This is a genomic window from Sphingopyxis sp. FD7, from assembly GCF_003609835.1.
In the GTDB taxonomy this organism is placed as follows: Bacteria; Pseudomonadota; Alphaproteobacteria; order Sphingomonadales; family Sphingomonadaceae; genus Sphingopyxis.
In genome coordinates, this window is the sequence record NZ_AP017898.1 from 1,596,493 (window position 1) to 1,622,346 (window position 25,854).

A 25,854-nucleotide genomic window follows, 5' to 3' on the forward strand; every position below is an offset into this window, starting at 1 on the left:
GTCACGTCAGGTCCTACCACATAAGCACGTTTCCCTTGGAACGGTCGGATCGCTGTCAGCGCAGCAGATCGGGCAGGTCGTAGAGGAGCCTCAACGCGTCGGACCAGCCGACGTCGGAGAACAGGCGTAGGATTTCGACAAGCGCGGCACGGCGGTTGTCGTCCTCGAAGATCGAGCGATGATCGGCGATATAGCGAGTCACCATCCGCACGATGACTGGAGCCGCCAGGCTTTCGTGATGATAACCTTCGCGCGCCGCCGATCCTGTCAACAGCGCATGCAGCGCATCGAAAACGCCAGCGGGATCGCCGGGGATCAAAAACTCATAGAGTTCGACCAGATGGTGGTGCGTCGACGGTTCATGCGATGCCGCCAAAAGCGCCAGAACTAGGCGATAGTCGTCGAGGAACCGCCGCATCGTTTCCGCCGACATCAGACCCAACGCGGCTTCGCGATTGTCGGCATGCGCACCCGAGCCGAAATAGAGCTGGTTCATCAGATGCCCGATGATCGACTCTGCGGCTCGATAGGTCGCAACGGCAGTATCGCGCGCGTCGCCCTCGACCTGACCCTGCGTCACGGCGGCATGGCTGGCGGCCGCTGCTGCGGAACAGGCCTCTAATATGATCATGGCTGCCTGCTGTGAGCGATCGGACAGACCCACGTCGCATTCCTCGCCGCTCGCATAGCGCGTGAAGAACGCGCCGCGCAGCATCGACAGGAACGAGGTGAGATATTCGCGATGCGCGGCCGGATCGCCGGCCCAGGCGGTCAGCCAATCGAGCGCGACCGGCTCTTCCTGCCAGCACCAGAGCTGCGCGGTCACGCCGCCGAGCTGCTCGGCGACCTTGTCGCGCCCCGGCTTGTCGTCGCGCTCGATCGTCTCGCGACGGGCGCGAACGATCTCGATGATCGACTTGCACTTCTCGACATCGCGCCAGGTGAAGCGCGGAATGACATAGTGCAGGAAGGAACTCAGAACCCCGGTATGCGGCTCGTCGCGGGCGATGCGTTCAGCCAGCTCCCACATCTTGGGGAGTGCGATGCGGCTCAGCACTTGTATGCTCTGCGCGGCCTGCAAACGGACCTGCGGCACGGGGTCGGCGAGGATCGCGTCGAACATCTCGACGATCTCGCCATGGGCTTCGCCAAAGCGATCGGCGAGCGAGACATAGGCGTCGGCCGCATAGACGCGGACTTCCCAATTGCCCCAGCTCAGGCTCGAATTCTCGTCGCCACTCTCCTTGGTCTCCGGAAAGCGGCTCGCCCACAAACGGCGGAGCACGGCGAGTAGCTGCTCCATCGACGGCATGCCGTCGACGCCCGGCGCGTAGGCCGCCGCGCCCGCGATGCGCTCGACCGCATTGCTGATATGCCCCCAAACCGGTTGCTCGACCTTGGCGTCCAGAGCAGCGGCATTGGCATCCCAGAATGCGAGCGTCTCGACAGCCGCAGCCCACAGCTCTGCGAACGCGGCACCTTCACTGGCGGACGGTGTCGCCTGCACCTTCTCGTAAAGCGCCTCGGATAGGGCTAGCATCTGCGCGTCGATGCCCTCGTCGACGTCGACGCCTTCGCCCGCGAGCAGGCTGCGCGTGATACCGCGCGAGGATCCCCAGCTTACCGTCATCGACCGGGTCGGCGGATTACCGGCGAGGTCTCCAGCCGCGTCCAGTTCATCGCGGAAGGCGCGCATCGCCTCGGTGGCAATCGCTTCCGCATCGACCAGCGACAGCCAGCGGCTCAGCGTGCGCCGCCACCAGCGTTGCTCGTCCTCGTCGCTGAAAAGATCAGATCGCAGCGCTTGCGCTTCGAACGCCGCACGCTCATCTAGAGTGCGCGAGGGATAGACCGCCGCCAAGAACCGCACCGCTTCGCGGACGATGTCTTCGTGCGCCAGGATCGTGACGTTGCTGGCGAACGGCCAAAGCAGGTCGCCGACCTCATCCACGCGCTCGGCGCCAACGCCCAAGATCCGCGTCCATATGGCCGGTCCCGCATAATCGCTCGCGGCCGCCTCGACCGTCGTGGCGAACGCCTCGGGCGCGCAGCCCCGCAGGTGTGCGACCAGGTGCGCCAGAACGTCGTCGTCTTGGGTGCCGTGACGGCCCTCAGGGTCGTCCCACGCGTCAAACGTATAGTCGCGGCCCAAAAGATCGAATGGCGCGCGGTCTTCGATCGCCACCCGTTCGCGATCATCGCCGAGCGGCATCGCACGGTCGGTGTCGCCGAGCGCCGCTTCGACGATCGCGCGCGTGCCGAGCGACGCCGACAGTTCCAGCAGCCGGGTTACGCGCCGGCCGAGATCATAGCGACAGCTCTGATAATCCTGCCGGCGGTTCGACGAGAGCGGCATGATGCGGCTCACCTGCCCGCCGAAGTGGGAGGTACTGTCGTCGGTTATGTTGGACGAATAGAGCATACGGTATATTTCGATCGCGAAGTCGGGATCGGTCCGAGCGATTGGCATGATCTGTTCGGAGAGCCAGCGGGCTTCGCGATCGGCATTGGCCGAGAAATGCGGTTCGCGCAGAATTCGGTCGAGCAACGCGCGCGATGCGGGGGGATCGGAGGCGAAGCTTTTCCCGACAAAACGGATCGCACTGGTCGAAGTCTGCTGCATCGGCGGATCGGCCGCCCAGGCAAAGGCGAGCAGCGCCCGCGACGCGCGCCCGAACACCTCAAGCAACTCGGTTTCGGCGAGGTCGGCCTTTTCGAACAGCGTATGGAGCAGGAAGCGCGTCGCATCAGACAGATCGCGCGATCCGGTGGCGATTGCCGCATCGGCGATGTGTGCCCAAGCGATCGCCTCGCTTGCCACCACGCTACCGGCCAAGTCGACCGCAAGCCCGACAAACCGGGCGAGCCTGGACAGCTTCGTCGCCAGCGCTTCGTCGGTCGGGCGCTCCGCAATCAAGGCTACCAGCCCCGCAATATCGGCGGCCGTCGCGACGCGATCGATCGCTGTCCGCAGGGCGACGTTGGCGAGCACCGGATCGACTGCAGGATCGGCATAGATGTCGGCGACGAGCCGCCAGACCTGCGCTTTGCCATCGGCATCCTGGCGCCACAGCCGCTCGATCGCAAAGCGCAGGGCCGGCGCAAGCATCAGCGCGATCGAGCTGTCGCCGCCGAGCTGTCCGATCAGACGAGCTGGATCGTCCCATTCGAGGAAGAAGCGGCCGGCGACATGGTCGAACAGGACATGGTGGGCGAAGCTGACAAGGTCGCCGGTATCGGTGAGCACGCCGGTCTGGATCACGGCGTCGAGCTGATCGTGCCCGACGACGACCTTGCGCACGGCGAGCCGGCGCCGGCTGACCATCGCGCCGACCGTCGCCGCCGCGGCCGCATGCAGGGTGGTGCCGGCAAGCCGGCGATCTTCATAGGCATCGATCAGGTCGGACTGCGTGGCGACGGTGCGGATACTGTCGGGGCTGGCGCCATCGGCGAGCAATTGCGCGGCGAGCGAGAGGTTGAAGACATTGCGGAGCAGATCGCGCAGCTTGACGGGCGCGGCGCCAAGCAGGCTTCCGAGATCGGCGGCGGCGCCACCGGCCGCATCGAGATCCTCGTCCGCGAGGCGCGGCACCTGAAAGTGCCGAACATTGCCCAGACCGGGTTCGGCAAAGGCCGGATCGGGCGGCGATCCCGGCATGGCGTCACGAAACCGGCGCCCATTGCGCAGGTCGAACGTGCGGATCGACGCAATGACGGCCCAGTCCGTGCCCGAGGCGCGAAGGGTTTCGATCAACTGCGCGAACACGCCTTCGGCGGGTCCGCCGCGCGCGGCGTCGAGGGCATCGATAATGAGGAGCTTGGCGCCCGAACCGGGAGCCGCGTCCAGCACCTCGACCAGTGGATGCTCCAGTCCCAGCTCGGACTGAAGATCGGCGGCGATGGCGACACCCGGAAAGCGATCGACCGACAGAAACACGACCGTATCGCCGGCCGCACGGCGCGCCTGCGCCAGCGCGACCAGCGCCCCGGTCTTGCCAGCACCAGGTTCGCCGATAACGATGAGCGCGCCGGAGTCGACTGCCGCGCTGAGCGGACCATCACTCGCCCGCGCGATCGGGATGCCGCCGGCAATCGGCAGGCGGGTGTGACCGGCGAGCCGCGCAAGCTCATCGTCGGTTGCCGCCGACAAGCGGCCAAGATCGGCCGTATAGTCCGCCGCGCCGACGTCATTATGGCCCAGCCGACGAAGCTCGCGCAGCAATCCGGCCCGGTCCGCGGGCGCGCCGCTGCCGATCATGCCGCGGATGATGGACTTGAGATCGCGCAGCGGCGCGTCGCCGGCGGCTTCCGACCCGTAGAGCCGGCCGCCAATGAGCCGCGATGCTTCGCGCCAATTGTTTTCGCCCTCGTTCATCGAGAAGCGCACGACGCGGAACAGGCGCGCCATCATCGCCAGATCGTCGTCGGTCGGCGGCGTCGCGGAAAGCATCGCCCACGCGCGCCGAGCATGGGTTTCGAACAGATCGAGTGCGTCGCGCTCGGCCAACGACCGCCCGGCCTTGGTCGTGGTCCAGGTTCCGCCGAGGTCGAACGCGCGGCACCCGCGTTCAAGCGCGTCGAGCGACCGCGGTGCGTCGGCAGCCACCGCCAGTACCGCACGCGCCTTGACCGGATCGATCGCGGTCCCGGCATCGCGGGCATCGATCATCAGCCGCGCTAGCTGGCTGATCGTCTTGCCCAGTGGACTCTTGGGGCTTTTCGCAAGACCCGCGCTAGTCTTACTCTGGAGGTCGATGCGGCTGGCGTCATCCTGATCCAGCCGGATGTCGTCGAGCCCGTCGCCGGTTTCGAGCTGGATTGTGGTCGGCAGCGGCACATTTGCGAGACCGAAGCGCCCGCCGACCGGCACGCGCGCGAGTAGATGCGCAGCGAGCCAAGTGCCGACCTCGGCTTGGAAGTCCATTCCGGCTTCGGTTGCCCGCCCACCCGCGCTCATTTTAGGTGCGGGGGCCGCTTCGCTGGTCAATTGCGTTCCTCTATTGATATAGCGTCGCCCATTATTTCGTCAGAACAAAAGCAGTTCTGATTAGGTCCCGGCTTCGATCTAGGTAAGTGTTTGCCCTTTTCCGTTATACGAACCGAGATCAGGATTTCGAGACATCGAATTTTTGGTCGCAGAAAATTCCATTCTGCAGCGCGTTGTCGCAAAGCTGCCTTCCACGAACTCACCAGTATATTGCGACCACTTCGACGTCGAGAAGGTTTGCTTCTTCCATTTGGGCTTCAAGATTATCCGGTCCAGTCAAGTGTCGCCTCTCTTGAGATGGCTGCGGGAACAGTGGGATTTCCAAGCTGTTTCGAATGTTCTCACGCAGTTCCAAATCGGCGGACGACTCGATTGTCAGACCAGTGCGGTCTTCGATCATCGCCCTGACGGATGCGAACGCCGACCTTTGCCCCTCAGCGGTAAAACCGTCGACAGCAAGGCTGGCGATCGCCCGATCCAACTCGGAGAGCTGGTCACTGGTGAGGCCATGATCGATTTGCCCAAGCAACTTATCCTGGTACTTGGCCAAGGCAAAAGTCAGCTTTGCGGTTGCTGGGTCCATGCTTTCTTCACTTCGACCGCTGGTCGATTGCAACATCGCAGTCCGGCTGGCGACCTCGATCTGCTTGGCTAAATCTGGAGCCAGTTCCTTGAAAATATCTGCGGCCTTTATCGGGTTCCAATCGTTTTGAATGCCATTCTTTGATAGCCTGCATAATATAGTGAACTCGTTGTCGGCGAACAATATTCTGCGAATATCTTTCCAGTAGCCTAGATGCTCTGTAACGCCAACGATTCTCAAGAGTGAAAAATCACCGTTCAAGTTTCTGGCGACACCCTTGTGAACTATAAATTTTTCTGCACCGCGCTCAATTACCAGATAGTCTGATACTACTCCGTCTACCGGTATTAGGCCAGCCAGTAGCTTACTGACTATTTTATTGGCATTCTTCGCTTGATACAGATCCTTAAATTTAACGTGATCCATGAAAAGCATTGGACTTTCATCAAACATTTCGGAAAACTCAGCTATCATGGAGCTGATCTGAAAGATCCACGACGCCGACAATTTGACCTTGAACTCGACCAGATCGCCTCTCGCCAAATCTCCAGCATTGTGAATTGCCTTGGAGAATTTACCCGAAAATAGATCCTCGAGTGAGTCTGCCGCTTCGATAGCTTCTATCGGCTGTATTTTCCGGAGCTTGGGCAGCTTATGCAGTTCGCGGAAAAGCGATTGAGCAGTAGCCTTCCGCAGTGTTTGCAGGGCACTGCTATTAGTGGTTTGAAATCGGGAGCTGATCTGGACACCCGCAAAAACCCCTCGCGTTTGGGGCCATGATCTGATTCACTCTGTGCATTGGACGGAGAGGTTTGATGCACTCACGCAGCCTGTTTTCGCTGGCGGAGCACCTGGAGCGGCTGAGCAAGGACGGCGACCCGCTGGAGGTTTTGGCGGGCACGGTGGAGTTCGAGCGTTTCCGGCCGCTGTTGACCAAGGGCCTCGGTTATAGTGACGGCGCCAAGGGCGGCCGGCCAGCCTTCGATCCTGTGGCGATGTTCAAGGTACTGGTGGTTCAGGCGCAGCATAATCTGTCGGATGCGCGGATGGAGTTCATGATCCGGGATCGGCTGAGCTGGATGCGCTTCTTCGGCTTCGACCTTGGCGGCGCGATGCCAGACGAAAACACCATCCGCCACTATCGCAACCGGCTCACACAGAGCGGCACGCTCGAGGCTTTGATGCAGGCGTTCGAGCAGCAACTGCGCGAGGCGGGATATCTGGCGATGGGCGGTCAGATCGTCGATGCCACGCTGGTGCCCGCGCCCAAGCAGCGCAACACCGAGGACGAGAAGGCCGCGATCAAGGCGGGCAAGTCGGCAAGGCAGATCTGGCGCGGCAAGCCGAACAAGGCGCACCAAAAGGATGTCGACGCGCGCTGGACGGTGAAGATAGGGGGCAAGGTCCGCCATCGTCCCGATGGGACGCCGCTGCCGCAGATCGCCACGCCGGTGTTCGGCTACAAGTCGCATATCAGCATCGATCGGCGCTACGGCTTTATCCGCAAAGCAACCGTCACCTCGGCAGCCGACAGCGACGGGCGCCAGTTGCGCAGGGTGATCGACACGAGCAACACCGCTGGCGATGTCTGGGCAGACAGCGCCTATCGCAGCAGCAAGAACGAGGCATGGCTCAAGGCCAACATGCTCAAGAGCCGCATTCATCGCCGCAAGCCCAAGGGCAAGCCGATGCCCGAGCGCATGGCGCGGGCCAATGCGGCAAAGTCAGCGATCCGGGCACGGGTCGAGCATGTCTTTGCGCACCAGAAAAACCGCTATGGCCTGTTCATCCGCACCATCGGCATTGCCCGTGCTCAGGCCAAACTCACGCTCGCCAACCTCGCCTACAACTTCGACCGCCTGATCTTCCACGAACGGCGCGCAGCCACGGCATAGGTGCGCCCGAAATCCGCAGCAGCGGATGAAAAGCCCATCAAAACCAGCGCAAAAAGGACAATCTGTCCGCACAAACGGTCATCCTGTAGGCATCATGCCGCACCGCGGCCAATCAAGTCGCCAAAATCACGGTTGTTGCGGGTGTCCATCTCGGCAGAAGGTAAAACCGGGCTGTTTGTTGAAATTTTTCCGCCGGTCTCTGAGATTTTCTCATTTCCCATCTGCGACGTGATGTTCTCGGTGATCTCGCCTTTCTGCGAAGCTAAAAGACTACCAAGGCTGACTTCGTCCAGGTAAACAAACTCTCTCAAAGGTTCCGATGCTTCTTCCGGACCTTTGCCAAGTTCAACGTTTTTACGCCCTATCCAGGGGAATTTACGCTTGAAACTAATCATCTACGACCGGCTTTCCATTTTTCGATCGGGTCGGCGCGCAACGCGTTCGTAAGCTTGGGCCATATCTTCGCCAGCGATCCGCGAGCGTCTATCTGATGCGGCGATCATGGCGGCTTCCGTCCAGATTGACGTCAGGCGAGCAGCCGACCAATCGTGCGACCTTATAGCGATATCGACGAGGGGGAGGTCTTCCGAGCATTGGATTCTACGGGCGCCGATTCGAAGAATTTCAAGACGATCCAGAATGGTTGGAAGTCCAAACTCGATCTCCCAGTCGAAGCGGCCAGGCCGGGTGAGGGCTGGGTCGAGAGCGTCGGCTCTGTTTGTGGCGGCTATGACGACCGTCGCATTTTTGCTGGAATCGAAACCATCCATCAGAGTCAGAAACTGCGCTACAAGTCGACGGGATGCTTCGTGGGAGTCTCCTGTTCGGCTTTCCGCAATACTGTCTATCTCGTCAAAGAAAATGATCGACTTTCCCGAGTCCGAGTTTTTTGCGTGATCGAAGATTTTACGGAGCAAATCTTCGGTATCTCCAACCCATTTGCTGACGATCGATGGACCGCTTATGTCGTAAAAATTCGCACCAGCTTGATTCGCGATGATCCGCGCCAGATGTGTTTTCCCGGTTCCAGGGGGGCCTGTGAAAAGTATGCCCTTGACGGGACGAGCTCCAATGGCTTCGAGTTCGGCATGACGTTCGAGCTGGGTCTCAATGAGTTCCTTTGCTCGAATGACCACATCTCGGTACCCGCCAAAATCATCGAACGTCAAACCATCACTTTGAGGCCGGACCAAAAATGAACCTGGCGAAATTTGTTCGTCTGCGGGGTGTTGACGTACCCGGAGTGGCTCCTGTGCAACCACGCGGTTGATTGCTGACGTCGAACTATCGATTTCGACGGTAAAGTCCGGCTTCACCTCCAAATTGCTCGGATTTCCTAAGACCAGAAGGGCGTTCCCGGACTCTCCGAGGATGGTTCCGTCATCCAGAATCGTTCTGACAACTGAGGTGAGAAGAGACCGAGGCCAGACCTCTTCAGGGACGATTACCCATCCTTCGTTATTGGACAGAATAACGTCATTCTTCGCCAATGTACCTAGTTCGATATTGGTCAGGCGAGCAGTTCTTCCATCGGCGTACCTGACGAAAACTGTCCCGGACTCTTCGTCGATATGGATGACACGGAAAAGGTCGCCCTTGATTTCGGCGCTATCAGCTCGGCTCATACAACCCAGCCTACACTCACGCTGAATTCGGTGGAAGCCTGTACAAGCTTTCTGATTGAAGACGAGCTGCTAGCAGTGCTTGATCTATTACCGTCTTTGGCCAAAAGTGAATGTAGGTCAGGTTTTGACAGCTCCATTGCAGTCGGGGAACGACAGCTATGTTGGTTCGGGCTGCCGGCAGTCACGCGCCCATTCGGTCGTCGGAGGATCAATCTAGAAACCCGAAAAAGGCGGACATCCGTGCGTCTTTGTTCTACTGACGATGTCATGGAACAGCATTCTACGGCTATTATTGATCAGCCAGTGGTATCACGACCCCGTGATTCCTTCGACGTTCTTCTGCTACGAGTGGGTAGCGTCTCCGGAGTATTAGCCATCTGTGTGCCATTACCAGATCTTAGGTCGTGTCCGTCAATGTGGTGTAAATTCGGGTGTGGCCAGCGGGCTTCATTTTCAGGCGGCCTTTGGTGTAATCTGTAGCGGCTGAGCCTCCTCGATTGTTGGTGTGGCGAGCGCTGCCATGCCCTCGATCTGCATGTAGCGGTGCTGGAGCTGGTATTCGTCGTTCTGCTCGAGCAGGACGGCGCCGACGAGGCGGATGATGCTGTCCTCGTTGGGGAAGATGCCGACGACATCGGCGCGGCGCTTGACCTCCTTGTTCAGCCGTTCGAGCGGATTGGTGCTGTGGAGCTTGACCCGGTGCTGCTCAGGGAAGGTCATGTAGGCGAGCACGTCATGCTCGGCTTCATCCATGCAGGTGCCAAGCTTCGGCCAGCGGGCGCGCAGCTGGTCGGCAACCTGACGCCAGACCTGTGTCGCAGCGGCATGATCGGGCTGGAGGAAGACCTGGCGGATGGCGGCGGCAACAACGGTGTTCTGGCCCTTGGGAACGTAGGTGTCGATACCGGATGTATTCTCCCCAGAAGTGCCGAATGAAAATTCCCCAGTTTGAGGTGAGCGCCAATTCGCTCCGGGGCTAGCCCCGGAGCGAATTGGCAACGACCCGCACGGATCCCTCCTATGCTTGCCCGGATTGGCGGGAGGCGTGGCAGGTGATCAGACTTGAGGAAATTGTCATGATCCATGACTTGAAGCGGCAGGGGCTGTCGGTGTCGGCGATTGCGCGGCAGACGGGCCTTGATCGAAAGACGGTACGCAAACACCTGGCCGGCGGCGTGAAGGCGCCGGTGTACAAGCCCCGGCCACCCCGTCCGCGGGAGCTGGAACCCTACGAACCATATCTTCGCGATCGCATCGCGTTATATCCTGGGTTGTCTGGCAAGCGTCTCTTCCGCGAAATCGCTGCGATGGGGTTCAAGGGCGGCTACACGACCGTCACGGACTTCCTGCGCCAGATGCGGCCGCGGCGAGTGGTCCCGTTTGAGCGGCGCTTCGAAACACCCGCGGGACGGCAGGCCCAGGTGGACTTCGCCCAGTTCAAGGTGGCGTTCAGCGATGAGCCGGGCGTGACCCGGATCTTCTGGCTGTTCTCGATGGTGTTGGGTCATAGCCGCTGGCTGTGGGGTCGGTTCTGTCCGACCCAGGATCTGCAGACGGTGATGCGCTGCCACATCGACGCCTTCGATGCGATGGGCGGTGCCCCGTCCGAGGTGCTTTACGACCGCATGAAAACCGCTGTGATCGATGAGGATGCCGAGGGTATTGTGATCTACAATCGGTCGCTGGTGGCCTTGCTGGATCATTACGGCGCTTTGCCGCGTGCATGCAGGCCCTATCGGGCGAAAACCAAGGGCAAGATCGAACGGCCCTACCGCTACATCCGTCAGGACTTCTTCCTTGGACGCACCTTCTGCAACGCTGATGACCTGAACAGGCAGTTCCGCGAATGGCTGGACACGGTCGCGAATGTTCGGTTGCATGCCACGACCCGGCGGATCGTCAGCGAGCACTTTGCCGAGGAGCAACCGGTCCTGACGGCCTTGCCTGCGGCCCCATACAATGCGGTGCTCACGATCGAGCGGCGAGTCAGCCATGAAGGCATGGTATCGGTTGGCGGCAATCTCTACTCGGTGCCCGACGCTACGCGCAAACGGGTCGTGGAGGTGCAGAATCATCCCCGTGAGATCAGGATCTTCGAGGATCGCAAGCTGATCGCGGTGCATCCCGTTCTCGATGGACGCAATCAGCGCCGGGTTGATCCTTCCCACCGGCGGCTCGCTCCGCCTCGCGCGGCAACAGTGCCGCCGCCTGCAGGGCTTGAGATTACCAGGCGCTCGCTGGGCTTCTACGAGGCGGTAGGACGGCGACTGGCCGGCAGCGAGGTACGGCCATGACGGAGATCATCGACCGCATCCGCACGAGCCTGGTTGGCCTGAGAATGCCCCGCGCGCTCGAGGTACTTGATCATACCATGCGGTGTCTGGAGCGCGGCGAAATGACCGCGCTTGAAGCCATCGATGTCTTGCTCTCGCATGAGTATGGCAATCGGGAAAGCAGGCGCTTCACTGTCGGGCTCAAGACCTCACGGCTCATGCCCATGAAAACCCTCGAAGGCTTCGACTTCTCGTTCCAGCCTTCGCTGGATCGCGGCCGCATCCTCGCACTGGCGCAGCTCGACTTTATCGAGCGCGGCGAGGTGGTCCATCTGCTGGGACCGCCGGGCACAGGCAAGAGCCATCTGGCGACAGCCTTGGGCGCAGAGGCTGTTCGCGCTGGCAAGCGTGTTTACCGCGCCAGTCTGGCTGAGGTGATCGACATGCTGGTGCGTGCCGAGCGTGACGGACGGCTTCCCGAACGGCTCCGGTTCTTCAACCGAAACACCCTCCTTATCGTCGATGAGATCGGCTACCTCCCGGTTACGCCCGGCGGTGCCAACCTCTTCTTCCAGCTGGTCAACTCCCGTTACGAAAAGGGAGCGATGATCCTCACATCCAACCGCGGCTTTGCTGAATGGGGCGAGGTGTTCGGGGATCCGGTGGTGGCAACGGCGCTCCTCGATCGCTTGCTGCACCATGCCATCGTGATCCAGATCGAGGGCGCCAGTTACCGCTTGCGCGCGCACTCCGACCTCGTGCCGGAACACACCAGGGCGATCTCAGCGATCACGCCGCCGCCGCCGCCCAAAAGGCGCGGGCGGCCACCGAAGGAGCGCACGCACGATCACTGGAACGGCTGATCACCGAAACCCAAACTGGGGAATTTTAACCCGGCACTTCTGGGGAATTATTAGTCAGCGTTGACAGTAGGCCAGCGCATTGCGCATGAAGTGGACACGGCAGCGCTGCCAGGTGGCGCTGAGGACGCGGGTGATCGCTGCCTTGAGGCCTTCGTGGGCATCCGAGATGACCAGCTTGACCCCTGTCAGACCGCGCCGGGCGAGGTCCTTGAGGAAGTCTGACCAGAACACCTCTGCCTCCGAAGGGCCGATGTGCAGGCCGACGATCTCGCGCTTGCCCTCGGTGTTGACGGCAACGGCGATTATCGCGGCAACGCTGACGATCCGGCCGCCCTGGCGCACCTTCAGGTAAGTGGCATCGAGCCAGAGGTAGGGCCAGTCGCCGGCAAGCGGGCGCTTGAGGAAGGCATGGACGCGCTCGTCGATGTCCTTGCACAGCTTCGAGACCGAGGATTTGGAGATGCCGGTCATGCCCATGGCCTGCACCAGATCATCGACGCGCCGGGTGCTGACGCCGGCGATCCACGCCTCCTGGATCACGGCGACCAAGGCCTTCTCGACTGTCTTTCGCGGCTCCAGGAAGCCCGGGAAGTAGGCGCCGGTCCGCAGCTTGGGGATCCTCAGGTTGAGCGTGCCGAGCCGGGTATCGAGGCTGCGGTCGCGGTAGCCGTTGCGCCAGGTCGTCCGCTCGCCGGAACGCTCGTGCCGGGCGGCACCGACCAGGCCCTCGACGTCGGCCTCCATGATGATCTGCAATACGCTTTCGGCAATGGTGCGCAGAAAATCTCCATCTCCGCTCTTCGCCAAAAGCTCGGCAAGCGGTAGTCTGTCTTCGGTCATCGGGATCAACTCCTTGGTTGGTGTGAAGTCTGGAAACTCCACCTTACCAATGAGCCCGGTGGCCACCGAGATCGAAATCGCATGGGGTGGGGCATGCCCCACCCCATGCGATCACCTCAATCTACACCAGAAATTACACCACGAACGCGGACGCTAACAGATCTTGATGGGTCGAGTGCATCCGTCCACCGTATTCGATAGGCCTCAACGTCGCTCAATTCGACCTCGCGCTGGAAGCTCGCGTGCATGGTGCCGCGCCAGGGATTCTCAGCATCCGGCTCGAACCGGAGCGAAACCGGCAGGCCGTCACCATAGTCATGGTAGCGCAGCCGGCGCAGCAACTGAGCGGGGAGCAGATAAGCCGCGCCGTAGGCGGTCTGCGCCCGATAGACTGGCGTGTCGTTCATTGTGAACTCGTAGCCTTCGACCTGGCCTTCCTGGCGCGTGATGACCAAGTCCGCCGGCTTGGGCGCACTGCCTTGGCGATGCGGCCAGAGCCAGTCGAGCAGCCATTGAGGGTCGGTCACATTGCCGATCACCAGAAGCGGATCATGGCCGGCCTCCCGAATCCGGACGCTGCCGTCGCGCACCGCGTTCCAGAACTCGTCCGCCGTTCGACCTTCAATCTCCTGAAAGTCCGCCTTGCACACGACATCCCACCAGACAACGGCCGCAACCTGGCCCGACATTGCGTCTCGCCACCATTCCTCTTCGTTGACGACCGCCTGCGCCATTGGAGGGTCGGTATAGGCGCCTTTGCTGAGGCCGCCAGCGCGTAGCGTGAAATTGGCTAAAACGGCAGCCGTCGGCACGATCTCCGCGAACAAATGGCGGGGGAATGCGGTTGGCGTGAATGCTTGGGAGCCCGCGGCGGCGGCCACCGCGCCGACGCGCGCAGGATCGATCTGCGCGTCAACTATGGCTTGGTCGCGATGGCCGGTCAGCACGCCGAGCGACTGTTCGACAAGCTGTCGGGCGTGGTCGCGCCGCACGTCGAACGCCGGCCCATCGTCCGGACCGACCAATGCGGCTAGCAAATTTCCATGCCTGTCGGCGTCGATCCCTTCGAACGCGGCTATCAAGGACCTGAGATAGCTCTCCCGGCGCCGCAGCGCCTCGTCGTCGGCTAGGGTAAGAAGGCGGCGTAGATCGCCGTCGATCGCCTGTGATCCCTGCGTCGTCGCCATGATCGCGATCGCCTGCGCTTCCGGCAACGCCTCGAAGGAGAGACCGCCGCTCGAGCTGTATATACGCATCGAAACCCAAGGCGAATCCCCGAGCTGGCCGAGACCTTCGAGTAGATGGTCCATGCGTCCGGCATAACTGTGTTCAGCGAACCGCTCGCCCGACCCTGTGATCCTGAGCGCTGATATCAGGATGTCCGCGCCTGACATGCCTCCATCGTCATGAACGCCGGCATCGCCGCGATCGTGCGGTTCGCCATGCAGCAGCATGCGTGCAGCCCGCGTCGCTGTTTCAGCGGCCCCGGCATGGATCGCCCAATGGATGAACAGGCTGGCGAGGACGACGACATGATCGCGCCAGGCATTGTGCATGATCGCGCCGAACACCACTGGCGCGGCAAGAGTGTCGCCGCTCTGCGTCAGCGGTAAGTCCTCGACCCGTGACCAATCAAGTTCCAGCGTTTCGAGCGTCAGCCCCTCGGACCGCACGCGCCAATAGGCGCCGCGCGTGTCCCACGCGCGCTCGGCCTGTATCCGCCAGTGAAGCATCAGGTCGCAGGTCCAGCTTGTCGCGAGCGTATCGCCCAGCCAGACGGCGCGCGCTGTCATTTGCGTCGTGGCCTGCAGATGCGCGCCTACATTTTCCGCAATACGCGTGAGGTCGTCCCATTTCCGACCCCCGCGTTCGCGCCGGTCTGGCGCCGCAGCGATGACCTGGAGCAGGCGTTCCCAACCAGCGACCAGTTCACGCCAAGCACGCGCATAAGTCTCCTCTTGGCGCGACAGCGCGTAGGCACGCTTGCCGCCCGCGCCCGGCGGCGTTTCCGCGCGATGCTCTCCCAGCGCCCAGTCGATCAGTCGGTAGGCAATGCTCTGCGCCATCCACAGTATCGGCTGCAGCGCCTTGGGCGTCACCTCGCTTGCCACGCGCCTGTAGATATGGGCAGGTGCATGGGCGATCCGGCCCATGAACTCGGCCTCGTCTGGCAGGCGCTCGACGGCGCGGCGGATCATGTCACGGTAGGCGCGTGCCCATTCCTCGGCGAGTGCCCTGCCGAACAAGCTCTGTCCGGATTCGAGCTGCGCGTAGCTGATGTCCTCGTCGGAGAGCTGCGCGAGCCGATAGAGAAAGGCATGGAACGCGATCACCTCGCCGAGCTGATCGGCAAACTCGTCAGCCTGACGGGTATCGATGAGGGCGATGAGGTCGGCGATCATCTCGCGCAGGATCGCGCCGGTTTCGCTGATGGCGCCGTCCTCGGCGGGCGCCCTGCGGAACCTGAGCGATGCCCGGACCGCCCAGCGCGCCACTGGACCCAGTGGAAGCGTTGCGCGGGCGAGCACCTGATCACCTTCATAGTCCTGGCCGGGCTGCAGCGGGATGACGAAGTCGTGGACCTGTCCGCCATCCGACCCGCGCGCCTGCGCCAGCCATGCGCGAACGATGGGCGCCAGTATCGCGAGGCGCACGTCGACCAGCCGCATCTTCCGACGCAAACGGCGACTGACACGAGGCTCACCGCCGTCCCAGAGCGCGGAATACCACGTGCGGGCGCGCTCGCCCGTTGCGAACGGGTCGGTCTCGTCCCCGGCCGGAAGATAGCCATAGCCAGCGACATTGGCCCATCGGTTGGCGGTGACGGTTCCGGTCAGCTCGCGCGGCCAGATCACATTGGCAACATAGGCTCGCATGATTGGCGCGCGTCGTTCCGGGTGCAGGAAGGCAATCGTCCGCAGCACGAAATAGGCGAGCGCGCCGACATTGATCGCAAACCAGGCGAGGTTGAGCAGTGTCACCGCGGCGCCCGCATCGCCCATCTTCGCGGCGAACGGGAGTTGTGCGGCGATCGCTACACACAGCAGCAACGAGCTTACGCCGACGAAGATCGCGCTCGACGACTCGATGTAGATCGTGAGGCGGGAGGCGAACGAAGCGCGCCCTCGATTGAGCAGCCCTACAAAGGCGATGACGAGGGGGAAGACCAGCCCGACCAGTGCGGCCTGCACCGCGAGTACGGCGATGTTGACAGTCCAGAAATCGCGGACGCTCGCTTGCTTATCGGTGGCGAGCGTGAAGCTGGGTAACCGATCGAAAAGGGTGGACAGGACGGCGAAGGCATAGAGAAGCGCGACAATCGCCAACGCGCGGATGGGGTGACGAACGATCCACATCGCAAGCCGCATGAGGCGCGGATAGCGATGGGTGCGAAACTCGGGGTTGCCGCGCAGGTGCCGCGCAACGATACGGCGCACCAGCTTTGCGAGCCCCGGTTGGAATAGGCCTCGGATAGTTTCGGCCAGCAGGCAGAGCTGCGGCCACCCGTTGGTGAGGACGCTATGCATCAACTTCAAGATCGGACATGATTCCCCCCCTTTCGTCGGCCGGTTCTCGAACTCCGGGAATGCCCTGACCATCCTAATGCATCAAGTCCTTGCCCTTGGACACGAAGCACTCTGCCATTAGCTAATTACGATGCGGTTGTTGACCTACGGTTACTTCGCCAACATCTCCTTCGCTTGTTCGATTGGCTGAATCGGATCTTCATGAAGTGACCCGAACCGCCCATTCGCAGAACGATGAATCGGGTCGATACTCATGCGGGAACGGTCGCTATGTTGACGGCAGTCCTCATTGGAAACGATGCAGCGTCCGCTTCTTCGATTGCGCCGGGAGTTTTCGGATTTTTCCGTCTATGGCCCCGCGCTCGGCTCGGCGTGTCAATCAGGAACAACCAATGACCCGCGGCCTTCAGCCAACCATTGACTGATCTTGTCACCGACCTGTTCGCCGCCATGTTCCTTGATCGCGCATTCCCACACGACTGCGGTTCGCCATCCCGACTGATCGAGAGCGGCAAGCGTCCTTTGATCCCTGAGTACATTCTGCTGGAATTTCTGCGCCCAGAATTCCGGTCGAGTGGCGGGCGTGGTCGTGAATCGGCAGCCTTCGTGACGATGCCAGAAACATCCATGGACGAACACGACGGCCCGAAATCTCGGAAAGACCAGATCGGGCCTGCCTGGCAATCCCTTGTAGTGCAGCCGGTATCTCAGGCCCCTTGCATGCAGCGCCTTTCGAAGGACGAGTTCGGGCTTCGTGTTTCGCCCCTGGATCCCCGCCATCATTCTGGACCGCGTTGCCTGGTCGACAACGTCGGCCATCACGAATTCCCCTGGCTAGATCCGCCGGTCCTGGTATGTGGTTGAACCATGAAAGGAATTGTCGGGCGGATGACCAGAAGTTTCAAGACTGTTGATCTGTTTGCGGGGCCGGGAGGTCTGGCGGAGGGTTTTTCTTCGCTGCGAGATGAAGCGGGAAACCGAATTTTTGACATTGCGCTTTCTGTCGAGAAAGAGTCCTCGGCATTCGCTACATTACGTCTCCGCAGTTTTGTTCGGCAGTTCGACAAAGTCCCGCAGACCTATTATGATTATATTGCAGGCCGGATCTCGAGAGATGACCTGATCGCGCAACATGAAGCCGAATGGGCCGCAGCGGTTCGTGAAACCATGATGCTCGAACTGGGCACGGAAGCGGCAACAGCCGCGCTGGATCCGGTGCTTGACGAAATTCGCGAAGCGGCTGGAAACGAAGCGATCCTGATCGGGGGGCCTCCCTGCCAAGCCTATTCGCTTGTTGGTCGCGCCCGCAATCGCGGCATCAAGGGGTATGATCCCGCCGAGGATCATCGTCACTTCCTCTATCGTGAATATATCCGGATCATCGGGAAGCTGAGGCCGGTCGCCTTCGTGATGGAGAATGTGAAAGGGATGCTGTCTTCCAGGGTCGAAGGCAAAGGCATCTTCGATCTGGTATTGTCCGACCTGCGTTCTGCGGGAGGCAGTCCCGACAGCTACACGCTCATCCCTCTGGTTGCAGGTGGCAAGGGGCGCCACGGCGGCCATATCATTCGGTGCGAAGACTATGGCATACCCCAGAGCCGCCACCGCGTGATTCTTCTGGGCATTCGCTCCGACCAGATTTCGAGTGACGACAGCGGGATGCTCTCCGGACATACGCTGGAACCCGTCGCCACTCAGGCGACGGTATCGTCGGTCCTGTCCGGCATGCCGAAACTTCGCAGCGGTCTCAGCCGTACCGAAGACGGCCCCGAAGCGTGGCGCAAGGCTGTCATCGCGGCCTATCGAGCGGCCGCCTCTGCCTGCCGCAATGAAGGCACCTGGTTGAACCGCGTTGCCGACACATTGACCGGTCACGCGCGCGATCTCCAGGAAATCGAGGAGCTTCCGCCGCGGTCCAGCAGGCAGATGACATCGGCATCGGACAACCGGCTGGGGGCCTGGCTGAGCGATCCGGAACTGCGAGAACTCCCCAATCACGAAACCCGTGGGCACATGGAGAGCGACCTCGCGCGATATGCCTTTGCCGCGGTGTTTGCCGAGCTCTTTCAACGTTCTCCCAAGGCGGATGAATACCCCGCTCAACTGGCTCCTGCGCATGGGAATTGGGACTCCGGCAAGTTCGCGGATCGTTTCCGGGTGCAGCGCTGGAACGCGCCCTCCAGCACCATCACCAGCCACATATCCAAGGATGGGCACTACTTCATTCACCCCGACCCGACTCAGTGTCGCAGTCTGACCGTGAGGGAGGCGGCGCGTTTGCAGACGTTCCCAGACAACTACTTTTTCGAGGGCAACCGGACCCAGCAGTTCGTCCAGGTGGGGAACGCTGTTCCACCACTCCTTGCTCGTCAGATTGCAAACATTCTCAAGAACTTGCTTGCATAAGCGCGAATGTCTCGATCGGCAGACTTTATGCACATTCTCACAATATTCTCGAAATGTAATCGAATGGATTGACGAGAAGCGCGAATCGTGACACATTTCCAGCATATTGTGAGAATGTGAGGTTTATATGCGCGACAAGCGTCAAAAGTTCGTCGAGCTTGCGGAGGCAAGGGTCAACAAGGCGCTGAAGGACATTCAGCTGATCGGCAATCTGTCCAACAGGTCGGCTTATGAATTCAGCGAGGCTGACATCCGAAAGATCTTTGGCGCCCTGCAGAAGGGCCTCGAAGGTGCCAAGGCGCGCTTTTCGAAGGAAAGCGAGGGCAGTGGCGGCGAGTTCCGGCTGTAGGCGTGAGCGGTATCTTCAGATCTGAATGTGGGGTTCAAGCATGAGTGGCTGGTCCTGGATATGGCCTTCGGTCGGAGGCACGCCCATAAATCAGGGGCTCGACAGCGAGATGTTCGACCGCGTCGACTATCCCTATTCGGAAACCTTCGTCCGAGAGGCTATCCAGAACAGTCTTGATGCCCGGCTGGACATGACAAAGCCGGTCGTCATCCGCTTCTCCTTCCATGAAGATCGTCTTGGAAAACGCGGGGCCTTCCTCAGGCAGGCAATGGAACACCGTCAGCGAGCCAACCTGCCTGTGCCAACAGGCTGGGCCAGTGAGCGGATCAAATGGATCGTGGTCGAGGATTCGAACACCAAGGGTCTGCTTGGCGATCTGAAGGATCGAAAAGGCGATTTCTGGGGGTACTGGCTCAACTTCGGTCTCTCGAACAAGACCGGCACCGGACGGGGAGGCAGAGGTATTGGGCGGGTGACCTTTCTGATCGCCTCACAGATGCACACCGTCATTGGGCTGACCCGGCGCTTCGACGACAAGGCCCTTGCCGCATGTGGCATGTCTGTACTGAAGGCCGATCAATATGGATCGGACTTCAAATCCACTCATGCATATCTTGCTGAAAGCGAAGAAAACTCGATTTACAGGCTGCACGATGGAGCGGATTTTCACGCATCGCTGGTCGATGCATTCCGGCTCTCGCCTTACCCCCAGGATGCCAATCTGACAGGGCTTTCCCTCGTCATCCCGTTCCCTCACGACGAACTGGATGAGGACGGCATTCTTGCCGCTGCGATAGATCATTTCGCTCCGGCAATTCTGAATGGAACCTTGGTCGTCGAGGTGGGTGTGGATCGCCTCGACAAGGATACAATCAAGCAGGTTGCGCCCTGTGTGTCGCAACACATCAAGTCGAAGCCAGTCAAGGGCGGGACCAGCCGTTATCTGGCAATGATCGATGCTGGTCTTGCCGGTTCAAAGTCGGCCATCCAGCTGCCGGATGCCAAGGCAAAGTTGGCCGATCACCGGGAACTGCCCGATGCAGAACGCTACCGAGAGAAGCTCGCCAACGGCGAGACGATCGCCTTCGAGCTCACTTTCCCGATGACCAAGTCTGGCCAGACCACGGAAGTTGGCTTGACGATTGTTGCTGCACCGACACCGTATGGCAAGATGCCGTTGGACCGCCTCTTCCGGGAAGGGATGAGTTTGCCGGATGTTCGCAGCCGGCGGCCCGCTGACATTGATCTCGTCATGCTGATCGATCAGGAGCCGCTGGCTCAATATCTCAATTTCTGTGAAGGCAAGGCGCATCTCGACCTGCTTGAATCCAAGGAGGTTCGGACGAAGCTCGCCGATGCCGGCTTTGATGGAATACACGTGAAGCGGCTGGTGAAATCGCTTCCGGACGATCTTCGCGAGTTCTTGACCGAAGAAAGTGCAGAGCCGGACACTTCGGTGTGGGAGGGATATTTTTCCGTGCCGGACCCGTCCAGTCCGAAGAAGAAAGTGCCGAAGCCCAACGAGAAGGATCCGAATCCGGATCCTCCCACTGTTGTCGACCCGCCGCCGGCCAATGCAAGTGCGGTAACGGTAGACGCACTTGAAGATGGCTTTCGCCTCAATTCCAATGTCGACTATACAAAGTTTCCGGCCTTGGCGGACGTCACGGTTGCCTATGCGGATGGGTCGGGCAAGCCGACATGGAGCGAGTATGATTTCCGGTTCGAGGATCTGGAAATCCTTTCGGAAAACTGCACGCCCAGCTTCACGGACAATCGTCTGCGAATTCAGGACTGGGTGTCCAGCAGCATGATCGAAGTCAGAGGCTTCGACACTCGCCGTGAACTCGACATACGCATAAGGACCGAGAGCAATGCGTCGGCGGATTAGGCTCACCGGGAGACGCCAGCTCAGCAAATCTGTCGTCAGGGTCTCGCTGACCGAGATCGGCGGAAAGCCGCTGGTGACCATGACCTTGGTCAGTCCCGATGCATTCAAGCAATTCCCACAGAATGCACGGGTTTCCTTGCGCCTCGTCGAGAACAAGCGGGTCGAGATCGTTGATCTCGGAACGATTGGCAAGATGAGCAGCAGCCGGGAGCTGCAATCTCAGGGCTTTGTCGCGCCGAGTTGTCAGCTCCGAATAGCCGATCCGGGCACGAAGGCCATGGGACTGCTGCTCGCCAGCACTGACAGCTGGACCTTGAAGAAGAATGACCACAAGGATCAGGAAAGCAGCAAGGGCATTCTGCTGTTCCTCGCGGATGATACGGCTCCCCAGTCATGGAAGCTCGAGATCCGGGAATCGGACTATCCCTTGGTCAAGGTGGACAAGCGTATAGCAAACGCAGCGATGTGGGCCCGCAACGATCCCGTTTTTGTCGGCGCAGTGCTTCCCAGCGTCGTGAAACAAGTCTTCGAGGAAATCCTGCGAGGAGAATATTCCGACGATCTGCCTTGGGTCGAGGACTGGCTGAAATGGGCTGATTCCATCATGCCCGGCGACAACCCGCCGACAGATCCTGAGGAGAAGGACGAGAGGCAGAACTACATCGAACGTCTTCTGGATTCCTTTTGCTCTCGCCACAACCTGGCAGACCAGCTGCTTCAGGCAACCCAGCCGGGAGACGCCGAATGACAGAATATCCAGCCATATACGAATTCACACCGATGGGGCTGGTCGCTTTCAAGCGGATCTTTGAGGGAGACCTGTCGGAGAGCGCCATCAATCCTGTCGACCCGCAATTTGCACTGCCGGTCTCGGGCACCAAATCGATCAGCGATGCTCCTGCCGCAACTTCGAAAGAGTTGGCTGCTCGAGTGCTTCAATCACTGGGTCCCGAGTGGACGCATGTGTTGCCCAGAGCCGGCATCTGGGCCTGGCTGACATTCATACTGCGTGACGTTGTGTTCCCGAAAAACTCCGAAGGCGACAGGAAGCCAAAGGAAATCCATCGCTGGTATCCGAGTAGCCCTGGAGACTGGCAGAAGGCCCAGCGCCATCTGATCCGGATGCCGGTGGTCCTGTTGGGCAGCCTCGGCGATGCCGCTGATCACCTGCTGTGCGCCCACCCCTCGGTTCTGCCTGAAATACGCGAGCAGCTGACAAGTCAGCAGGACATGTTCAGCATGGAATTCCAGAGAGCGGCCCGTCAACTTTATTTCGATGATGGCAAGAACGGGCTGAAGCGAGGAGCGGGCGGCAAGACGGCCGGTACGCCTCGACGGCTGGCCAAGGTGCGACAGCAGCTGGATGTCACCTGGAATCTTTTCGATTTGGATGCAGCGCACATCGTGAAACTGCTTCCCAGGGAATTCGATCGCTTCAAACCCAAGACACAATAGGCACCCGAAAGGCGGACGCAGAAAAAATGGCCTATCCTTATGTATTGGCGCAGGATGCGATGGCGAAGCTGCGGGAGGCGATCTATCTGCTGCTGAACGAAGCGTCGGCATCCGGCTTGAAGAACGCCCAGATCGGCCGATCGCTCGGCATATATTCAGGGCACGTCGGCCACGAAGGGCATATTTCCCGTACCGTTCTTGCATTGATGGAAGCTGAAGGGGTGGTCGAGCAGAACGCGGAGACGAAATGCTGGCGCATCCGCGACAACAAGACCGGTGATGGTCCAGGCAACAATCAGCAGTGATGCTCGGCGGGTTGGCGCGGTTTCTGCATTGCCTTTGATGAAAGTCTGATCCTCGGGGACGAGCTACGATCTTGAGATCAGCTGAGTCTGTGGCGCAGTCCCATCTCGTGGACATCCAGCAGATCGAATCCCGATCGTGTTCCCACAACCGTCACGCGCTGACCCACCAGTTTCCGCACCCGGCGCCACGACATTATGTCGAGCGCCCAGACCCCGCCACCATCAACGTGCAGTTCAAAACCGCGGGGGGCGAGGTGTAGTATTCCGGTGACCGTATGACGAGCGCCGCGCGGCATCGAGCCCTCTCCGAATGTAGACAATAAGTGACACAACGAAGGCTTCCGCGCCGAACGAAGTCAAGCGGAATGTCACTGATCGTCTGTAGACGGATCGACTGCGGGCGCGTGTTTCTCTGGCGATGGACGATGTTCGCCAGCGGCTCGCCGCCAATTTGAGAAAACTGCGTCAGGACAAGGGCCTGAGCCAGGAAGCCTTTGCCGATGAGGCGGGGCTGCACCGCACCTATGTGAGCGACATCGAACGCGGCGCGCGCAACCCCACGATCACGGTCGTGGAGAAGCTCGCCCATGCGCTCGGCGTATCGATGGGCAAGCTGCTCGACTGACGGCGCTCAGCGTTCGTCGGGATGTACGACCGAGCGATTGTGCAACTCGACCATCGCCTGCCATTCTTCCTTGCTCATGGTTTCGGGCACCACCAGCCAGCCGCCCTTGACCTCCGCCGGACCATGCCGATCGTGCAGCCGGTCGATATCGGCCGCCGCCCGCACATCGCCGCTCAGCGCCTTCCGTCGCAACGCCAGGAGCACCAGTTCGGCCGTGGTCAAGCGACGGATCTTGCCATCGATCTTCACCTTGTGCTTCTCCATCGCGATTTCGCGGACGATGGTCTCGACATTGCGTGCACCCTTCCGTCGTCCCTTGCGGGGGGCGGGATTGCTCGGGCCGAAAGGACGGCCCCTGGGCTGAGCATCGCGCTTGTCAGCTTCGTTCACACCCTTGCTCACAGGTCCGGATACCCCCTTGCTTCGTCATAATGCCGATCCTCGTCGCTCCGGTTCGCCAGATAGCGCTCCCGCGCCCACGCCTTCTGCTTCTCGTTCCAGGGCGGCGGCCCGACATTCTCGGCGAGATCCAGCGCCATGGCCCTTGGCATGCTGTTGGGGAGCAGCAGCACACCCCCGCCAATGCCGGAAGGTGGCGCCTCGAGAACGCCATGGCGATCGAACTGGGCGATCAGATAGCGGATCGCCCGCAGATCGTCGTCCTTGAGCGCCTTTCGCACCATCTTGCGCAGGACAGCCTCCCTGGGGGAGACCGTCCGCGCGCGCCCTTCCTGGATCGCGGTCATCGGCTCATCGAGAATGGCGCGCACATCAATCGCGCCCTTTTTCCTGGGCCGACCGCCGGGATTACCCGACTGACCGGGCTTGAACTGCCGGTTACGGGGCGGACGGCCCTTGCCGACGGTGTAGTCGCTCATTCTGCGGCCTCCTGGAAGTCGGTCAGCCTCTCGGCGGTGACTTCCTCAAAGCTCCGGCCATCAGCGTCGAGCAGGGTTTCGAGCCCGCAGATGTCGCGCATGCGGTGGATGATCACGTCACAATAGGCCGGATCAATCTCGATGCCGTAGCCGCGCCGACCGGTCCGGTGCGCGGCGACGAGCGTGGTGCCGGAGCCAGCGAATGCGTCGAGCACGGCGTCCTTGCGCCGCGAGCAGTCAAGGATTGCATCCGCGACCATCGCTACCGGCTTCACCGTCGGGTGCATGGCCAGATCCTCATCGCGGCTGGCGCCGAAGCTGTTGGCGCCGGCATAGGTCCACACATTGGTACGGTAGCGGCCGTGCCTGCCCAGCTCGACATTGTTGACGTGCGGCGCCGTGCCCGACTTGAACACGAACACCAGTTCATGGGCGGAGCGATAGAGCGAGCCCATGCCGCCGTTGGTCTTTGCCCAGACGCAGAGATTCTTGAGCTCGGTATAGGCGGCCTCACCAGCCGCGAGCATCTCGCCCATGTGGCGCCAGTCCATGCACTGGAAATGGATCGCGCCGTCGACCGAGAAGGCGGCAAGGTGGCCGAACACGCCGGTGAGGAAATCGGTGAACTCGGCGCTGGACATTTCGCCCGATGCCATGGCGAATTCGCGATGGCGGACATTGCCGAGTCCCGACACATGCCCGCTGATCGGAACATTATAGGGCGGATCGGTGAACACCATCGCCGCCTTCTCCTCGCCCAGCAACGCGGCGTAGGTTTCCACGAGCGTGGCATCGCCGCAGATCAGGCGATGCGGCCCGATGCGCCAGATGTCGCCAGGATGGGTGACGGCGGGTCCGGTGGCGGGTTCGGGAACCGCATCGGCGGGATCATCGGCGTCGCCATCAAACGACAGCTCGCCGATCAGCACGTCAATCTCGGGCGGATCGAAGCCGGTGATCGTCACATCGAAGTCGATGTCGAGTTCGGACAGATACCTGAGCTCAAGCCCTAGCAACTCGCGGTCCCAGCCGGCATTCTCCGCCAGCCGGTTGTCGGCGATGACATAGGCGCGGATGTCGGCCTCGCTCATGTCGGCGAGGCGCACCGTCGGCACGTCGGTCATGCCGATCAGCTTCGCGGCTTCGACCCGGCCGTGGCCGGCGATGATGCCGTCCTCCTCGTCGATCAGGACCGGGTTGGTGAAGCCGAAGCGCCGGATGGACGCAGCGATCTGCTCCAGCTGCTTCTTCGTGTGCGTGCGGGGATTGGTGGCGCGGGGGCGAAGATCGCCGATCGCGCGATAGATGATTTCAAGCCTAGCCATGATGGGCTCCGTGTCGCTACCGGAGCC

At 61.0% G+C, this 25,854-nt stretch carries 20 protein-coding genes and 2 pseudogenes; 10 read left to right on the forward strand and 12 right to left on the reverse strand.

The features are described from left to right. Positions 1–55 precede the first annotated feature (55 nt). Together SPYCA_RS07460 and SPYCA_RS07465 are read right to left on the reverse strand one after the other, a co-directional pair. The gene (locus SPYCA_RS07460) at positions 56–4,924 is read right to left on the reverse strand and encodes an ATP-binding protein (protein WP_197715374.1); all 4,869 of its coding nucleotides are present in this window, start codon (positions 4,922–4,924) and stop codon (positions 56–58) included. Between the two features lie 262 nt (positions 4,925–5,186). Next, a complete protein-coding gene (locus SPYCA_RS07465) occupies positions 5,187–6,356 on the reverse strand; it encodes a DUF6414 family protein (RefSeq protein ID WP_443029505.1) in 1,170 nt (389 codons plus the stop codon). Between the two features lie 29 nt (positions 6,357–6,385). Between SPYCA_RS07465 and SPYCA_RS07470 the strand changes: the two genes are divergently transcribed. Continuing rightward, positions 6,386–7,465, forward strand: a complete 1,080-nt coding sequence (locus tag SPYCA_RS07470; protein WP_120220341.1) for an IS5 family transposase — start codon at positions 6,386–6,388, stop codon at positions 7,463–7,465. Positions 7,466–7,557: 92 nt separating this feature from the next. Here the strand turns inward: SPYCA_RS07470 and SPYCA_RS07475 are convergent, their stop codons facing one another. From SPYCA_RS07475 to SPYCA_RS07485, 3 genes and pseudogenes are all read right to left on the reverse strand, one after another. Next, positions 7,558–7,860, reverse strand: coding sequence for a DUF6414 family protein (locus tag SPYCA_RS07475; protein ID WP_120219626.1), 303 nt, complete (start codon positions 7,858–7,860; stop codon positions 7,558–7,560). Further along, entirely contained in the window at positions 7,861–9,090 is a 1,230-nt protein-coding gene (locus SPYCA_RS07480; RefSeq protein ID WP_120219627.1) for an ATP-binding protein, read from the reverse strand. 453 nt (positions 9,091–9,543) lie between these two features. Next, positions 9,544–9,984, reverse strand: a pseudogene (locus SPYCA_RS07485) (transposase); the annotation flags it as partial. Positions 9,985–10,142: 158 nt separating this feature from the next. Between SPYCA_RS07485 and istA the strand changes: the two are divergent. Both istA and istB read left to right on the forward strand, forming a co-directional pair. After that, positions 10,143–11,384 carry an IS21 family transposase gene (istA, locus tag SPYCA_RS07490; protein ID WP_114268144.1) on the forward strand — a complete coding sequence of 414 codons (1,242 nt, stop codon included), beginning with the start codon at positions 10,143–10,145 and terminating at the stop codon, positions 11,382–11,384. Further along, on the forward strand, positions 11,381–12,226 hold the full coding sequence (gene istB, locus SPYCA_RS07495) for an IS21-like element helper ATPase IstB (protein ID WP_053554354.1): 846 nt from the start codon (positions 11,381–11,383) through the stop codon (positions 12,224–12,226). Before istA ends, istB begins: the two co-directional genes overlap by 4 nt. A 66-nt stretch (positions 12,227–12,292) precedes the next feature. On the opposite strand, the pseudogene SPYCA_RS07500 reads toward istB, so the two are convergent. The 3 genes and pseudogenes from SPYCA_RS07500 to SPYCA_RS07510 all read right to left on the reverse strand — a co-directional run. Next, positions 12,293–13,066: pseudogene (locus SPYCA_RS07500) on the reverse strand (IS256 family transposase); the annotation flags it as partial. Between the two features lie 116 nt (positions 13,067–13,182). Continuing rightward, complete coding sequence (locus tag SPYCA_RS07505; protein WP_120219628.1) at positions 13,183–16,593, reverse strand: hypothetical protein; 3,411 nt, start codon at positions 16,591–16,593, stop codon at positions 13,183–13,185. Between the two features lie 375 nt (positions 16,594–16,968). Beyond that, complete coding sequence (locus SPYCA_RS07510; protein WP_120219629.1) at positions 16,969–17,412, reverse strand: very short patch repair endonuclease; 444 nt, start codon at positions 17,410–17,412, stop codon at positions 16,969–16,971. Positions 17,413–17,481: 69 nt separating this feature from the next. Here SPYCA_RS07510 and SPYCA_RS07515 point away from each other — a divergent pair, with 69 nt between their 5' ends. The 6 genes from SPYCA_RS07515 to SPYCA_RS07540 all read left to right on the forward strand — a co-directional run bounded on the left by SPYCA_RS07515 (position 17,482) and on the right by SPYCA_RS07540 (position 22,999). Then, on the forward strand, positions 17,482–18,999 hold the full coding sequence (locus tag SPYCA_RS07515; protein WP_120219630.1) for a DNA cytosine methyltransferase: 1,518 nt from the start codon (positions 17,482–17,484) through the stop codon (positions 18,997–18,999). Positions 19,000–19,126: 127 nt separating this feature from the next. Beyond that, on the forward strand, positions 19,127–19,348 hold the full coding sequence (locus tag SPYCA_RS07520) for a hypothetical protein (protein ID WP_120219631.1): 222 nt from the start codon (positions 19,127–19,129) through the stop codon (positions 19,346–19,348). Between the two features lie 40 nt (positions 19,349–19,388). Then, positions 19,389–21,239, forward strand: coding sequence for a hypothetical protein (locus SPYCA_RS07525; RefSeq protein WP_146625101.1), 1,851 nt, complete (start codon positions 19,389–19,391; stop codon positions 21,237–21,239). Beyond that, on the forward strand, positions 21,223–21,987 hold the full coding sequence (locus tag SPYCA_RS07530; RefSeq protein ID WP_120219633.1) for a hypothetical protein: 765 nt from the start codon (positions 21,223–21,225) through the stop codon (positions 21,985–21,987). The genes SPYCA_RS07525 and SPYCA_RS07530 overlap by 17 nt, the downstream gene beginning before the upstream one ends. Continuing rightward, positions 21,984–22,694 carry a hypothetical protein gene (locus SPYCA_RS07535; RefSeq protein ID WP_146625102.1) on the forward strand — a complete coding sequence of 237 codons (711 nt, stop codon included), beginning with the start codon at positions 21,984–21,986 and terminating at the stop codon, positions 22,692–22,694. The genes SPYCA_RS07530 and SPYCA_RS07535 overlap by 4 nt, the downstream gene beginning before the upstream one ends. 26 nt (positions 22,695–22,720) lie before the next feature. Further along, positions 22,721–22,999, forward strand: coding sequence for a hypothetical protein (locus tag SPYCA_RS07540; RefSeq protein WP_120219635.1), 279 nt, complete (start codon positions 22,721–22,723; stop codon positions 22,997–22,999). 77 nt (positions 23,000–23,076) lie between these two features. On the opposite strand, the gene SPYCA_RS19525 is transcribed toward SPYCA_RS07540, so the two are convergent. Further along, complete coding sequence (locus SPYCA_RS19525; RefSeq protein ID WP_120219636.1) at positions 23,077–23,295, reverse strand: DUF5818 domain-containing protein; 219 nt, start codon at positions 23,293–23,295, stop codon at positions 23,077–23,079. A gap of 122 nt (positions 23,296–23,417) precedes the next feature. Here SPYCA_RS19525 and SPYCA_RS07550 point away from each other — a divergent pair, with 122 nt between their 5' ends. Continuing rightward, positions 23,418–23,624, forward strand: a complete 207-nt coding sequence (locus SPYCA_RS07550) for a helix-turn-helix domain-containing protein (protein ID WP_120219637.1) — start codon at positions 23,418–23,420, stop codon at positions 23,622–23,624. A gap of 6 nt (positions 23,625–23,630) precedes the next feature. Here the strand turns inward: SPYCA_RS07550 and SPYCA_RS07555 are convergent, their stop codons facing one another. From SPYCA_RS07555 to SPYCA_RS07565, 3 genes are read right to left on the reverse strand one after another with little or no spacing between them, the layout of a single operon-like run. After that, complete coding sequence (locus SPYCA_RS07555; RefSeq protein ID WP_120219638.1) at positions 23,631–24,026, reverse strand: DUF5681 domain-containing protein; 396 nt, start codon at positions 24,024–24,026, stop codon at positions 23,631–23,633. Next, on the reverse strand, positions 24,023–24,502 hold the full coding sequence (locus SPYCA_RS07560; protein ID WP_120219639.1) for a DUF5681 domain-containing protein: 480 nt from the start codon (positions 24,500–24,502) through the stop codon (positions 24,023–24,025). Before SPYCA_RS07560 ends, SPYCA_RS07555 begins: the two co-directional genes overlap by 4 nt. Then, the gene (locus SPYCA_RS07565) at positions 24,499–25,827 is read right to left on the reverse strand and encodes a site-specific DNA-methyltransferase (RefSeq protein WP_120219640.1); all 1,329 of its coding nucleotides are present in this window, start codon (positions 25,825–25,827) and stop codon (positions 24,499–24,501) included. Before SPYCA_RS07565 ends, SPYCA_RS07560 begins: the two co-directional genes overlap by 4 nt. Positions 25,828–25,854 lie beyond the last annotated feature (27 nt).